Here is a 13,925-nt window from a genome sequence, read left to right on the forward strand (position 1 = left end):
CTTATCTAACTCTATATCAGGGTTGGATTTGCTGTATTTATTTGAGCTGTGAGAAAGGTAACTTTCTTGCAGCTTTTATATTTTTGTACAGGAGGATCAATTCCATGTCATTAATCAATGTAACAAACCTGACGTTTGCCTATGACGGCAGTTACGATAACTTATTCGAGGACGTAAGCTTTCAGATTGATACCGATTGGAAACTCGGATTTACGGGAAGAAACGGCAGAGGCAAAACCACCTTCCTCAACCTATTGCTTGGAAAGTATGAATACAGCGGAACGATTTCCGCCAAAGTCAGCTTTGAATATTTTCCATTCCATGTGGAGCACAAGGAGCATAACACAATCGATATCATCGGCGACATCTACCCGGATTACCTTCACTGGGAATTGATGCGCGAGCTTTCGCTGCTCAAGGTGTCGGAGGATGTTCTATACCGGCCCTTCGCTTCGCTGTCCAATGGAGAGCAAACGAAAGTATTGCTGGCCGCCTTATTTCTTAAGGAAAACAGCTTCCTGTTGATTGACGAGCCGACCAATCACCTGGACATGAACGCCAGAAAGCTTGTCAGTCAATATCTCAATACGAAAAGCGGTTTTATTCTCGTCTCTCACGACAGGTCGTTCCTGGATCGCTGCGTAGACCATATTCTGTCCATCAATAAAACCGACATCGAAATTCAAAAAGGCAACTTTTCCGATTGGTGGGAAAATAAGCAGAGACAAGACCAATTTGAGCTTGGCGAGAACGAAAAGCTGAAAAAAGACATTAAACGTTTGTCGGAAGCGTCCAAACGAACGAGCAACTGGTCGCATGAGGTGGAAAAAACGAAGAACGGAACAAGAAATTCCGGCTCCAAGGTGGATAAAGGGTACATCGGGCACAAGGCTGCCAAAATGATGAAACGCTCCAAAGCCATGGAGCACCGGCAGCAAAACGCGATCGAGGAAAAGTCGCAGCTCTTGAAAAATATCGAAAGCTCGGAGAGCTTAAAGATTACCCAGCTTCCTTTTCATAAAAATCAACTCGCCGAACTCGACCACGTTTCCATTTATTATGGGGAGAAGACGGTTTGCACCGATATCAGCTTTACGATTGAGCAAGGCGAGCGAATCGCGCTTTCGGGTGCGAACGGCTCCGGAAAATCAAGCATTATCAAGCTGATTTGCGGCGAGGATATCGCGTATACCGGCACGTTCCGAAAAGGAAGCCAGCTGAAAATATCGTATGTTTCGCAGGATACTTCGCATTTACATGGAAATTTATCGGACTACGCCAGAAGCAGCGGAATTGACGAAAGCCTGTTTAAATCGATCCTAAGAAAGCTCGATTTCTCCAGAGCTCAGTTTGAAAAGGATATTTCAGATTATAGCGGCGGCCAAAAGAAGAAGGTGCTGCTGGCGAAAAGTCTTTGCGAGAAGGTTCATTTGCATATTTGGGACGAGCCGCTTAATTTTATCGATGTGATCTCCCGCATGCAGATCGAGGAACTGCTGCTTGAGCACTCGCCGACCATTCTTTTTGTGGAGCATGACAGCGAATTTTGCAAAAATATCGCTACCAAGATCGTAAAACTCTAAATGGGCGCAAGCTGAATAGAGGCAGCGGCAGTCCGGAACGTTATTTTCGCGTTCGAAGCTGCCGCTGCCTTTTATGCATCCGCACGCGGCAAGCTGATTCGAAACATCGTGGAATACCGCCGATCCGCTTCCAGTTCAATCGTGCCTTGATGCAGCGTAACGATTTTTTTGCAGATGGCGAGGCCTAAACCGGTGCTGTCTTTCACTGCCCCGCCCCCGCGCGCAAATTCTTCGAAGATGTTCTCCCTGATCGGCTCCTGTACGCCGATTCCGTCATCTCCAAGCCACAGCACAGCCTGGCCGTCCTTGATTTCGCAAGATGCGTACAGGACCGTTCCCGCTGCATTGAACTTGAGCGAATTTCCGATCAGATTCATGATGACGCGCTTCATATGCACATGGTCCAGCATAACCGGCAGCGGCTCTTCCGGAATCTGCACCTCCAATCCGAACCCTTTGTCTTCGATTTCGGAATAACATTCCGCCACAATCTGCTGAAACCATTTGGTGACGTTTACTTTTTCTTTTTTCAGCATTTGATGGGAATCTTCAAGCTTTGCCAATTCGAACAAGTCCTTAATCAAATTGGCCGTATAGGAAGATTTGTCGTGAATGTATTGGATATATTTGCGCCTCCTGCTTTCCTCCAGCGACGGATCGTCCAGCAGCAGCTGGGAATAGCCGTAAATCGAAGTCATAGGCGTCTTCAAATCATGCGATAAATGCAAGAGCATATTTTTGCGGCTGGTCTCGGCCGCTTCCTTCTCGGCAGAGGTTCGCTGCAGCCGCTCGGCCAATCCGTTGAAAGCCTCGCGGATTTCGTCGAACTCCTGCTCGGCCGTAAACGTCAGCCGCTTCGTATAATTCAGCCGTTCCATTTCTTTGATGCCTTCTACAATTTGCCGGATCGGCTTCTTTACTTGCTTAACCGAGTATTTGGCGTACAAATACACGGCGATAAACAAGCCGAGAGCAAAACATGCCGCAAAAATGGCTATGGCCGCAGAGACTTTATCCAGCCGCATAGGTATTTTCCAAAGCAGGATATACGGCTCTTGATTCGGCCCCTTTACCGAATAAGCGTGATAATAGATCGAATCATCGTTCCGCTGCATATCCATTTTGACATAGAGCAGTCCATCCCGGTAATGGACGATATCGTCTTCCTTATTTCCCCGGACATAGATCACCTCTCCCGCCTCGTCGATCACCTCAAACCAGCCGCCGTACCGATCCAGCAGCTTCCCGTCGATATTTTCGAAGGGATACCGATAAATATCTTCCCCCGTAATCCCAGGCAAATCGCCCGTCCTGTCTACCACCCGGTTCATCAGAATATCGGTGCTCACAAGCGCTACGGCAATCGCGCCCAACAAAAGGCCGCTAATGACGATATAGTTGCGGACAAACAGCTTCTTCAGCGGTCTAGGACCGCGAATGCTATTGTTTCTTCTCAAAACGGTAGCCTAACCCCCTAATTGTAACCAGGTAGTCAGGCTTTCTTGGGCTATGCTCGATCTTCTCGCGGAGTTTGCTGATATAGACCATAATCAAATTTTCGTCCCCCATATACTCTTCGCCCCATACCTGCTCGTAAATCTGCGCTTTCGTGAATACCCTGCCGGCTTGGCTCATCAGCAAAGCGATAATTTTGAACTCGTAGGATGTCACTTCCTTGTTTATACCGGTTTTATAGAGCTTGCAGCTCTCCAAATCCAGTTTGACGTCACCGATTTCGATGATGGCGGGAGCGGGCATATCCGGCTTGGTAAAGGCATCCAGGCGTCTGAACAGCGCCTGCACCCGGCTTACGACTTCAAGCGGGTTAAAGGGCTTGCCCACGTAATCGTCCGCCCCTAGCTGCAATCCGAATATTTTGTCCATATCGTCCGACTTGGCCGAGAGAAAAAGAAATGGAATCGGGGAGCTTTGCCGCACTTTCTTAAGCAGCTCCCATCCATCCATCCGTGGCATCATAATATCCGCGATGATCAAGTCAACCTGCTCGCGCTGCAGGATTGTCAGCGCTTCATCGCCGTTGCCCGCCGCCATTGTGCCGTAACCGGCATGGTTTAAATAAACGGCGAGCAATTCGACAATTTCCGCTTCATCGTCGATGATCAATATCGTTTTGATTGGCTCTTCACCTCTATTGTCTTATACCCGTATCCTTATCCATCAGCTATCCGCTGAGGAGGGAAAAGAGCTATCCGCTGGCTAGAATAAATGATCGGCGAACCGGGACAACAATACTGCGGCTTCTTGTCTCAGCATCGGCTGTGTCGATCTGTAGTCAACCGCTCCGTTTTGGTCCTCGCTAATTTCGGGTCCATATAATACTTTCGCCACAGCGAAGCGGACACCTTCCACCGCCCATGAATCCGTATTGCCTGCAATTTTGGCTTCTTTAGGGGTAGCATGCAGATGATTGAAGGCCATGCGCCATACAATGGTCGCCGCTTCCTGTCGTGTCAATAGCTGCTGCGGGTAGAAGCGGTCGCCGACTGATCCCTGGATCAAGCCAAACTCTTGCGCGGCCTGGATATGCTGGGCATACGGACTGTCGGCGACATCGGCGAACACCGGCTTTTGCTTCGACGGGGCGAGGCCCGACCACCGGATGATCCAGCCGATAAACTGTTCCCGCGTAATGGGCTGCTCAGGCCGGAAAAGGTTGTCGCCGCTTTCCTCCCCGATGACATCAAGCTGGCGCAAATGGCTGATGTAGGCTGCATATGGATGCTGGGGACCGACATCGTCATAGAGGCGCGGCTGCGGCAATTTTTCGGACCAACTGTCGAGCTTCAGATCGTAATAAAACGCCTGTACCTCGCCGTTTTCATTCCGTTTGAACGCCGCTTTGACACCCTGATTGTCCTGAAACAGAAGCGGCTCGATTTCATGCAGCACATGCTCCCCAAGCGGGTCTTGCACGATAAGCTTGCCGTCTTCCGCGCGAATGCGCGATGTCCACATCCGGTTTCGTAAATCGCTGTATGTGCCTGCAAATCCAGCCAGCGACGAGGAGAGCGGCCCATGAGCGTCAGCTTGCTTGCCCGCAGCCGGGTAATAATGATTCATGAAGGCTCTGAAAAAAGGCTGCCGGAGCTCAAAATCCTTATTGACGGTAATGAAAACGCCGACCTTCTGATCGGGAATCAGCCACATCCCCGTATGGTATCCTTGTGCATCTCCGGACTTCTCAATCACATACTGCCCGTTGGCATCTTGCCGATTGGAATATTCGAAGCCGTAGGCCATATTCGGCAGCTTCGGATGGATGGCAAGCTGAGGCTTGAGCATGTCGCGAGTCGTTGCTTCACTCAGAATCGCCGTGCTCCCGATCTTCCCCTCGTTCAGATGTGCCATCATAAACCGAGCCATGTCCGAGCTGGTTGAGAGCATCCCGCCTCCCGGAAACTCTGTCGGGACCGTCGCAAATGTAGGGAGGATATCGCCGAGCTGGTTATAGGGTACGGCGAGCCGCTTTAAATTTTCCGAAGTTAGCCGAAAATCGCTGTTTGTCATGCCCAGCGGCTGAAAAATATGTTTCTGAACGTAATCGCCGAACGGCTGGCCCGCAACCTGCTCGATCACATACCCTTGAATCGTAAATCCCAGGTTGTCGTAGCGATAAAATTGTCCCGGCTGGCGTATAATCGTGGGCGGATTGTCGAGAATATATTGTTTTAAGGAAACTTCCTTGGACAAGTCGGTCGTTGTGGATTCGGACATATCCCCATACTCAAATCCGGTCGCATTCATCAATAAATGCCGCATGGTCAACGGTACATCCGTCCGATTCCCGATGCGAACCTCCCCCAAATATTTCGACACATCGGCGTTCAAATCGAGCTTCCCTTGCTCGGCCAATTGCATAACGCCTGTAGCTGTAATCACCTTGGAAACCGAGGCGACGCGAAATATGGTTCGGTCCGGGTCGACCGGCAGTTTCTGCTCCACATCGGCGTAGCCGTAGCCTTTGTTTAACAGCACCCGATCGTCCTTCACCACGGCCACCGCGGCACCGGCCATCTGTTTCTGAATATCCGGCTGGTTAAAAAACGCATCGACAAATCGCTCGACTTCCTCCGGTGCCTGTGGTCCTGCCGGACCGGATTCCGCCGATACGCCAGGCACCGGGCCTCCCCCGGCCAATACCGCAACCGTCAAGGCAGCGACAGCCAATCCTTTTCCATATTTACCCATTCGATTCATAAGAATCACTTCCCTTTTGTTGTCCTTTTCCCTACAACAACAGTATAAACGGGTAAACTTAACCTGGATTCTATACAATCTTAATGTAAAGTGAAATTTGCCGCGTCCCCAAGCTTTAGGTTCAATCCAAGGAGCCCACCGGGCCGTACGCCTCCAGATTTTCCTTGACCCGCTGCAAAAAACGCCCGCAAACGACCCCGTCCAGGATGCGATGGTCCAGCGCCAGGCACAAACGAACCATCGAGCGCACGGCGATTCGGTCGTCCACAACAACCGGCTTTTTGACGATCGATTCGAACGTTAAAATCGCGGCCTGCGGATAGATAACGGTCGGAAAAGAAGAGATCGAGCCGAACGCCCCCGTATTGTTGACCGTAAACGTGCCTCCCTGCATGTCACTCAGCTTCAGCTTGCCCGTACGTACCAACTGACTCAGCCTGTCGATCTCCAGCGCCAGTCCGGCGATATTCCGGAGATCGGCGCTCCGGATGACCGGGGCCAGCACCGAGTCTTCCGTCCCGACCAGAAGCGAGAGGTGGATGTCCCGCTTCACGATAATTTTGTCGTCCGCCCACATGGAATTCATGATCGGATAGTCCTTGATCGCCCGGACAACCGCTTGGAGAAAAAAGGCGAAGTACGTCAAGTTAATGCCTTCCTGCCGCAAAAAGTCGTCTTTGAGCTTGCTGCGCAGCAGGACCAGATTCGTTACGTCCGCTTCGACGACCGTCAGGGCATGCGGAATCTCCGTCACGCTCCGCAGCGTGCGTTCGGCAATCGTCCTTCGGATAGGCGTTACGTCGATGACATAATCGGCAAGCTCCTCCTGCCCCTGGGGCACGGTCATTTCCATAACATTGGACTGGCTCACAATGTTTCCTCCAATCTTTTTTCTAAACTCACCCTCTCCCTACTCAGCCTCCACGAAAAGTTAGTATGTAATCATAGGATCAGGTACTAATTTTATTCTAATCGTACCCCTAAGCAAGACGGGTGTCAACTCCGGTATCCTGTCGGCAGGTCCATTGGTTGAACCTGCCAGCTCCCAGGCTGCCCCGTCGGAAACTCGTAATCCTACGGCCAAATCACCGCTTCTTCCGGGCTCAACGGCCTGTCGTATAAATTATTGCTCATCGGGCCCGAGTAGACGATATGCCGGACCACTTTGCCTTCATTGCAAAAAACGATGATTGTGTTGGCATCGTCATTAGACAAATATTGATCGGTCCAATGATAGCCCACAGCGGCATTGATGGTTTGCGGATCGGTGTAAGGCCCAAAGACGTACGCCTTGTCCCAAGCGAAGTCGGTGTGTTCCTTCAAATAAACGGCCGTGCCTGCTTCCCGGGCCTTGGACGCTTCTTTCTCAATGGCGCGGGCGAGTTGGTGCTCCGGGCCCCCGATTTCGAGCCGGATCACACCGTAAATGACAACTGCGGCCAGCAACATGACTGCGGCGATTGCTATTGTTTTCTTCATGCTACAGCCCTTTTCGGAACACTTGCTGCGTCTTTGTATTTTCGAATCCTGCGTGCTTGTAGAATAGGTGGGCTTTCTCTCGGGTGACGTTGACCCGGACGCGAAGCTCCTGGTAGCCCTTCGTTCTTCCCCATTCCTCACAATGCCGTACCAACTGTTTGCCAATCCGCTTGCCTCTGAAGTCCTGATCTACAACCAGGCCTCCGATTTCAGCATAGGGCGGAGATTCGACAAGTAATCTCCCGTGCGCATGAATCCAGCCGACGAGCTTGCCCTGCGCTTCCGCCACGATCATGACATGCTCGGCCGCATTCAGAATCGGAGCCAATCTCGCTTCGATTTGCTCCGCCTTGGCGGGGTAACCCAATTGACCGGATAACCGGGCAATCTCTTGGCTATCCTGCGGCACGGCCTTCCGGTAAAGCAAGTCCATTTTCATCTCATCCCCTGTCTCGATTCTCTTCCTGCCTGAGTAATCGGGTCCGTATCCATTCCAATACAACCTCGCCTCCCTTGAGGGTGCATAACCCGTTGACCACCATATCCGCATGCCATTTTGTCGGTTCGACATACTGCGCGTGACGGTAGGCCACAAAGCTGGTGTACGCCGAAACATCCTCTTCCGCAATGCCCCATTTCGTAAACGAGGGGATTCTTCTCAGCAGCCGCTCTTCCGGCGGGCAATCGACATAGATTTTGAGGTCAGCCAGGTCCAACAGCTCGGTGAAATGAAACAACAAGAACCCTTCAATGATCAGCAGATCTGCTTGTCCGCAGGCGATTTCGTTCCGCACGTCCTCCATGATCCGATGAATATCGAGGGCGTCGGGTCGGTTGAAATCCTCAAATGGATTCCCATGAAAAGGCGCCGCCGCTTGAGGCCGTTCCTTCTTATAATAGCGGTCCATAGTTATGACCTGGACACGGAAGGGCTGCGCCCGCTCCTCCAAGTAACGACTGAGCGTCGTTTTGCCGCTCCCTGCGCCGCCTGCGATCCCGATGATAAGCGGTTGCTTCATTCGATTCCCTCATTTGTATCGTATAGATGTAGTGCCGTCAGCAACTAGTTTATCACATCCTCCTCCCTAAAAATAACGATTGCGGAGGCTATCCGGAAACAAGAAAAAGGACCGGGCCTAAGCCGGGTCCCCAGAGTTTTGAGAAAGAGATTTTTGACTGAAATAGAGAAACATACGGAGGTGGGGTATCTACTGGAGGAGCGGTAGCGTTCGCCTTTGTCTGCGGGAAATCCCCTCTACTATTCGACTTCAATTAAAATTTCCCGCTGACCGGGGTCCCCGCAAAGTACTCGGACTGAGCTTCTCTGAATTTAACTTCACTTTGTGGGGTGGGGCAGCGACCGGAAGTAGATACCTCACCCCTCGTTTACCTCTATTACTTCAACTGACCACTTTCTCAAACCGGCGGATTCGGATCGTATGGATAGTTCACCGGCGTAAAGAAATCCTTGTATCGTTTGAATGTCGGCGTCGTCGGCGACAAGATCTCCGCCACGGAGTTGCCGACAATCGTTGCGACGTTGGCCAATTTGTCCTTGCTGATTTTATCGATGGTGTCGTACCGGGTATGGTATTCGGGCTCGGCTGGGGAATGCGTGTACAAAGCGGTAGCGACTCCCCGCTGGTAGAACGGAACATGATCGCTCCGTCCGAACCGGCCGTACGGAATGACCCCGGATAATCTGGAGGCAAAGGTTGCGCCCAAGTCGGTGACCACGTTTTTCTGTCCGTTCACTGTATACATGCCCAGGGTGCCGGAATTTTTGCTGCCTACCATATCGAGTTGAAAATGCCCGATGAACCGGCCGATATCCGTGGAGCTGAGCGAGTTGGCATAGGCTTTGGAGCCGTATAAGCCGTATTCTTCTGCGCCGAACGTCAGGAAGCGGACCTCCGAATCCCGTTGCGTACCCGCGACGGCCCGCGCAACCTCCAGCACAACGCCTACGCCGGAAGCGTCGTCGTTGGCTCCGGGGCCTGCGGACACCGAGTCATGGTGGGCGCCGACCGTAACCAGATCGTTGGTCGTTGTCGCCGTATTGGGCCTAAGCGTAGCCACGACGTTGTAGGAGGTGGCAGCCATAGTGATTACACCTTGAACACTGAGCCGCACCCGGGGGCCGCCGTTTACCGCCGCCGTTTGCTTCAAGGCTTGCGCGTCTTTGGCCGACAGGCTGACGGTCGGAAGGGAGAGGGTGCTGAATTGCGTATCCGAAATCGGGGCATCGGAGGAAGGATCGTAAAGAATAGCGGCCACGGCGCCTTGATCCGCGACGTTGGCGATTTTGTCATTGGTGTCGATTTGGCCCGCTTCGATCAGAGCTATCTTTCCCTTGAGCTCCAGACCTTTCACATCCTGCAGCGTTCCTTTTTTCGCATCGACAACCTCGCCGCTGACCTCGCCGCCTTGCGTGTTGTGCAGGGCTTGCGGAGCAAGCTGCTCGCTTGCCAATCCATGAGTCCCTTCGATCGTCAGTTGAATGCTGCTTGGGGCGCTAAATTTGGGGAAGCTAAAGGACTGCAAAGTGACCGTGTAGCCGTTCTTCTCGAGCTCGCCTTTGATGTACTGCACCGCATTATACTCATTTTGCGTCCCGGCTACCCTCGAAGACACGGCCAAGCGGGAAACGTGGTTGAAGATGGCGTCCCCATTCACGGTGATGGCATTAGCCGAGCCATGGACGACAACGCCTTCGGGTCCGGCCTCTGAAGGATCCGCTAGAGCGAGCCCTGCGCCCGATCCCCAGCAAAGACTGGCTGCCAAAAGAATACGCGACCAAAAAATTCCTTTCATCATGTCACTCCTTTTTGTTTGGAAATGTAATACGCTTCTACTTTATTGCGGCGGCCAACTCAAATATGTATGCATTTTTGGAATGAACGAATGAAAAAAGCGCGGCCAAATTCCCGTAACAACCGGGAGGCTTGCGCTTTTGAATAATTAACCGATGTTTAATTTTATATAATCGTTCAAGCCTGCCCGCTCACGCTCTCGATCCGATACGGCTTCGGTCCGAGCTCGATACTGCCGGCATGTTCCGTCTGAAGCTTAACCGTCGTCGGAAAAATTCCGGGCATCCGCTCATCCGGAAACCAAGGGCGCTTGATATCGATAACGATCAGCAGACCTTCCACATTGCCGACCGCCGCAAATCGCTGGCCTTCTCCGCTCCACTTCTCAAGCGACAACGATTCGTGCAGCTGCCGGAGGGCAGCCGGCAGATCCTCGACTGGAAGCCCGATCTCGCTAATGCGCAAAATATCCTTGGACGAGAAAGGCTCGCTGGTTGCATTGCTCAAGGAATGATGGGCGATCAATTCGACGAGATTGCCGTCCGGATCATAGAAGTACAAGGCCGTCGCATTCCAATTCGGAAAAGGATATTGCACGGCATCGTCCTTGGCAATCGGCTTGATTCCTTTGCTGCGAACCCATTCCAGCGCTTCGTTCGCTTTATTGTCGGGAATCGTGAAGGCGACGTGGTAGTAAGCTTGTTCCCGGTCATCCGCAACAAAAGTAAGCTTGGATTCGCCTGCCTGAATCACAAGCGAATCCGCATTCTCTTCAAGTATGGGAAGCTGAAGCGTATCGCAATAGAACTGTTTTGTCGCCTTGTAATTGGATGAGTGCAAAATCACTTCGCGTATTTTCATTTCGATCTCTCCTTCGCGATGGGTCACGAGAAGACTTTCGACGCGTCCCTTCCTGCCCGCGGAACCAAGGGATAGCTGTGAAACCCTTGTCCGTACACTTCGCTAGCTTCGCTCAAAATGACGAACGCTTGCGGATCTACGGTGCTGACGATCCTCTTAAGCGGCGCAATGTCGGCATTTCTCAGGACGACCATCAGTACCCCGCGGGGTTCCCCGGTATAGCCGCCCCAGCTTGTGAACCGGGTCAAGCCGCGGTCCAGTTCCAGCAAAATAGCAGCGCGCAGCGTCTCTTCGCGTGTTTGATCCGTAATGATGAAGGCTACCTTGGAGTCCGAGGCCGAATGGACCAGTTCCAGGGCCTTTTTCGTTAAAAACAAGCCGATCCATGCATACAGCGCCTTCTCCGGCGAAAAGACGATCGCAGCCATTAAAATAACGGCAAAGTCGAGGATCATCAGCGCCTTCCCCAGCCCGATGCCGAGCTTGCGGTTCAGCAGCAGAGCCACGATCGTAAATCCGCCGGAAGAGGCGTTGCCTTTGAAAATCAAGCCCAGCCCGAGACCGGTCCCGATGCCGCCATAAATAGCCGCCAGCAGCATGTTGTCCGTCAGCGACGGCACGCCTTCGGTTAACAGGATACACAAAGGCAGCAAGACGGAGCCCAATACCGTTTTGACCGCAAATCCCCGGCCGAATACCGCCGCTCCCGCCAGAAGCAGCGGTACGTTGATCAGCCATTGGCTGATCGCCGGCTTCAAGCCCGTTACATATTCGAGGACGGTGGACAAGCCGGTCACACCGCCCGCAGCAATCTGATGCGGATGCTGAAACATGTTGTAGCTGATTGCCATCAACAGGCAACCGATTGTCAAGTAAGCCATCTGCACTCCGAAGGCCGCCGCACGGCCATACCCGGAAGTGCCGCGATCCTGTTTCATGTTGCCTTGCACACTCCCTGCTCTTGGATGTAGTTCTTCATCTTTTTATCATGAATGCTACACCCCCGCAAGAGCGCAGTGCAACGCGAATTCGCTGTATAACGCCTACGCCGCAATGCTTTCATACTTTCTTGCAGTACAGCAATCCGGTAATCGCCTGCCTGGATTTTAACCGTTATCCAATCTGCAAAATCTCGCGTTTTACGTAGCGTTCGCCGTTCGTTTCACCGATGAGCTCCATAACCGCCGGACCGTCGGCATACACCGCCCATTTCTGAATTTCACTCAGCACTTCGCGCAGCGCCTGCCCCTTCGCGGTCAGCACATATGCAATGCGTACCGGAATTTGGTTACGCACCTGTCGGATGACGATGCCTTCGAGTTCAAGATGCTTCAACCGCTCGGCCAAGGTGCGGGAATTCAGGTTCAGCAGCTGGGCGATTTCCGTAAACCTCGTATAGCCGTTAAGCAGTGCGGATATAATTTGCAGATTCCATCGCGTCCCGAGAAAATGATAAGCTGCCGAGCAATCGGAATGATCCGGTTCAGCACCCGCTTCCGACCGATCATGAAGCGTACATGCCGTCTTGTCGCCACGATGTGCCATGAAGGTCTCTCCCTTCTCACAAGGATTTATATACTTTATATACTTTTATGTTTATAAATTATGATATCAATTTGCAGATTTGTCAATCACTTCTCCATACCCTTTTTCCAGCCCGCCATGACGACGAAATTAAAATATTTGTAAATGCAGTCCACGTCCGAAAATCCGGCCTGCTTCAGCCAGACCAGTTGCTCCTCCAAGGTTGACATCCGATCCAGTTTGGTCCGTTCGTAAGCCGACGAAATTTCGCCCGCGGACAGCCCGCTGCTCTCTACCTTGCGTCTCCAATCCTGCTTATACCGCTCCTCCAGCGCAGGCGTGCTTCCCAACACCTGATCCGCGTTAATAAACAATCCGTTGTCGTTCAGCAAGGCGTAGGCGGTCCGGTATACCTGTTGCTTCTCGGCATCGGCAAGGTGATGAATCGAAAGGGACGAGATGACGACGTCATACTTCTCCCGGTACTCACAGGTTGTATAATCCCCGACCATGTACGTGACATTCGGCACCCCGCTGAATCTCGTCCGGGCCACCTCCAGCATGGAGCCGGAAAGATCCACGAGGGTCAGCTTGGCCCGAGGGTGCTTCTGCAGCATGAACGCCGAAAACAAGCCGGTGCCCGCGCCCAAATCCAAAATGCTCGGAGCATCATTCCCCTTATCCGTTAACGAAACGGCAGTTTGGTAAAAGTCGTCGAAGCAAGGAATTAATTTGCGTCTTTGGCGGTCGTACGCGCTTGCGGCTTCGTCAAACCGTTCCACGAGCTGCTTTTTAGTATGGTCCATCTCGGTTCCCTCCGGAAAAAAGATTAGTAATTGCTTTAGCGATAGTATAAGCAAAGCATTCTTATAACGAAAATATATTAAACTTATAAAATATATAGTTAATAACTATGAATATTGCAGGGCAAACAAAAAAGCTGCCAAAACAATGCTCGACAGCCCTTTTGGCAAGAACGACCTTAGACTTGGAAAATACAGTTTTAGCTCCCTTTGCGAAACATGCGAAGAAGAAAGAACTATGGTTTAATAGAGATGAACCCTAAAATCGGAAGCATCTACCATCAACTAAGGAGCAAGATTCATGAACGTTGTGAAACCCCTGCCTTCCATAGCGGCGGGTCGTCGTCATACCGTTGGTCTTAAATCGGACGGCACGGTGACGGCTGTGGGTGATAATAAATATGGCCAATGTGATGTAAGCGGCTGGCGCGATATTGTGGCGGTTGCGGCGGGTAATGTTCATATGGCGACGAACACGGGTAATGCTCATACAATCGGGCTTAAGTCGGACGGCACGGTGGCGGCTGTGGGTTGGAATAAGCATGACCAATGCGATGTAAGCGGCTGGCGCGATATTATGGCGGTTGCGGCGGGTTGGCGTCGTACCGTAGGGCTTAAATCGGATGGCACGGTGGTTGCTGTGG

The 13,925-nt window shown here is 52.0% G+C and carries 12 protein-coding genes and 2 pseudogenes; 2 read left to right on the forward strand and 12 right to left on the reverse strand.

The window, feature by feature from the left end; genetic code table 11:
- The first annotated feature begins 104 nt into the window (after window positions 1-104).
- A complete protein-coding gene (locus tag QJ48_RS08610) occupies window positions 105-1,583 on the forward strand; it encodes an Lsa family ABC-F type ribosomal protection protein (RefSeq protein WP_054973226.1) in 1,479 nt (492 codons plus the stop codon).
- Between the two features lie 71 nt (window positions 1,584-1,654).
- On the opposite strand, the gene QJ48_RS08615 is transcribed toward QJ48_RS08610, so the two are convergent.
- From QJ48_RS08615 to QJ48_RS08670, 12 genes and pseudogenes are all read right to left on the reverse strand, one after another.
- Window positions 1,655-3,040 (reverse strand): HAMP domain-containing sensor histidine kinase, encoded by a 1,386-nt coding sequence (locus QJ48_RS08615; protein ID WP_054973227.1) that lies wholly within the window; start codon window positions 3,038-3,040, stop codon window positions 1,655-1,657.
- Entirely contained in the window at window positions 3,024-3,719 is a 696-nt protein-coding gene (locus QJ48_RS08620; protein WP_054973228.1) for a response regulator transcription factor, read from the reverse strand. The genes QJ48_RS08615 and QJ48_RS08620 overlap by 17 nt, the downstream gene beginning before the upstream one ends.
- A gap of 81 nt (window positions 3,720-3,800) precedes the next feature.
- A complete protein-coding gene (locus QJ48_RS08625) occupies window positions 3,801-5,801 on the reverse strand; it encodes a beta-lactamase family protein (RefSeq protein ID WP_237762850.1) in 2,001 nt (666 codons plus the stop codon).
- 121 nt (window positions 5,802-5,922) lie between these two features.
- Window positions 5,923-6,618: pseudogene (locus QJ48_RS08630) on the reverse strand (dihydrolipoamide acetyltransferase family protein); the annotation flags it as partial.
- A 257-nt stretch (window positions 6,619-6,875) separates the two neighbouring features.
- Complete coding sequence (locus QJ48_RS08635) at window positions 6,876-7,280, reverse strand: hypothetical protein (RefSeq protein ID WP_054973229.1); 405 nt, start codon at window positions 7,278-7,280, stop codon at window positions 6,876-6,878.
- Between the two features lies 1 nt (window position 7,281).
- Entirely contained in the window at window positions 7,282-7,719 is a 438-nt protein-coding gene (locus tag QJ48_RS08640) for a GNAT family N-acetyltransferase (protein WP_237762851.1), read from the reverse strand.
- Between the two features lies 1 nt (window position 7,720).
- The gene (locus QJ48_RS08645; protein WP_054973230.1) at window positions 7,721-8,299 is read right to left on the reverse strand and encodes a uridine kinase; all 579 of its coding nucleotides are present in this window, start codon (window positions 8,297-8,299) and stop codon (window positions 7,721-7,723) included.
- Between the two features lie 397 nt (window positions 8,300-8,696).
- On the reverse strand, window positions 8,697-10,097 hold the full coding sequence (locus QJ48_RS08650; RefSeq protein ID WP_063858046.1) for a M28 family peptidase: 1,401 nt from the start codon (window positions 10,095-10,097) through the stop codon (window positions 8,697-8,699).
- A gap of 173 nt (window positions 10,098-10,270) precedes the next feature.
- Window positions 10,271-10,954 carry a VOC family protein gene (locus QJ48_RS08655; protein WP_054973232.1) on the reverse strand — a complete coding sequence of 228 codons (684 nt, stop codon included), beginning with the start codon at window positions 10,952-10,954 and terminating at the stop codon, window positions 10,271-10,273.
- Window positions 10,955-10,977: 23 nt separating this feature from the next.
- A complete protein-coding gene (locus tag QJ48_RS08660; RefSeq protein WP_054973238.1) occupies window positions 10,978-11,892 on the reverse strand; it encodes a YitT family protein in 915 nt (304 codons plus the stop codon).
- 175 nt (window positions 11,893-12,067) lie between these two features.
- Window positions 12,068-12,499 (reverse strand): helix-turn-helix domain-containing protein, encoded by a 432-nt coding sequence (locus QJ48_RS39145; protein WP_063858047.1) that lies wholly within the window; start codon window positions 12,497-12,499, stop codon window positions 12,068-12,070.
- Between the two features lie 86 nt (window positions 12,500-12,585).
- Window positions 12,586-13,284 carry a class I SAM-dependent methyltransferase gene (locus QJ48_RS08670; RefSeq protein ID WP_054973233.1) on the reverse strand — a complete coding sequence of 233 codons (699 nt, stop codon included), beginning with the start codon at window positions 13,282-13,284 and terminating at the stop codon, window positions 12,586-12,588.
- A gap of 298 nt (window positions 13,285-13,582) precedes the next feature.
- Between QJ48_RS08670 and QJ48_RS08675 the strand changes: the two are divergent.
- Window positions 13,583-13,925, forward strand: a pseudogene (locus QJ48_RS08675) (chromosome condensation regulator); the annotation flags it as partial.

Source organism: Paenibacillus sp. A3 (assembly GCF_001399685.1).
Lineage (GTDB): Bacteria > Bacillota > Bacilli > Paenibacillales > NBRC-103111 > Paenibacillus_G.

Bases quoted from the DNA above. Each gene is read 5' to 3' on its own strand.
- QJ48_RS08610 (WP_054973226.1), top strand. From the start codon at position 105: ATGTCATTAATCAATGTAACAAACCTGACGTTTGCCTATGACGGCAGT.
- QJ48_RS08625 (WP_237762850.1), bottom strand. From the start codon at position 5,801: ATGAATCGAATGGGTAAATATGGAAAAGGATTGGCTGTCGCTGCCTTG.
- QJ48_RS08635 (WP_054973229.1), bottom strand. From the start codon at position 7,280: ATGAAGAAAACAATAGCAATCGCCGCAGTCATGTTGCTGGCCGCAGTT.
- QJ48_RS08640 (WP_237762851.1), bottom strand. From the start codon at position 7,719: ATGAAAATGGACTTGCTTTACCGGAAGGCCGTGCCGCAGGATAGCCAA.
- QJ48_RS08645 (WP_054973230.1), bottom strand. From the start codon at position 8,299: ATGAAGCAACCGCTTATCATCGGGATCGCAGGCGGCGCAGGGAGCGGC.
- QJ48_RS08650 (WP_063858046.1), bottom strand. From the start codon at position 10,097: ATGATGAAAGGAATTTTTTGGTCGCGTATTCTTTTGGCAGCCAGTCTT.
- QJ48_RS08655 (WP_054973232.1), bottom strand. From the start codon at position 10,954: ATGAAAATACGCGAAGTGATTTTGCACTCATCCAATTACAAGGCGACA.
- QJ48_RS08660 (WP_054973238.1), bottom strand. From the start codon at position 11,892: ATGAAACAGGATCGCGGCACTTCCGGGTATGGCCGTGCGGCGGCCTTC.
- QJ48_RS39145 (WP_063858047.1), bottom strand. From the start codon at position 12,499: ATGGCACATCGTGGCGACAAGACGGCATGTACGCTTCATGATCGGTCG.
- QJ48_RS08670 (WP_054973233.1), bottom strand. From the start codon at position 13,284: ATGGACCATACTAAAAAGCAGCTCGTGGAACGGTTTGACGAAGCCGCA.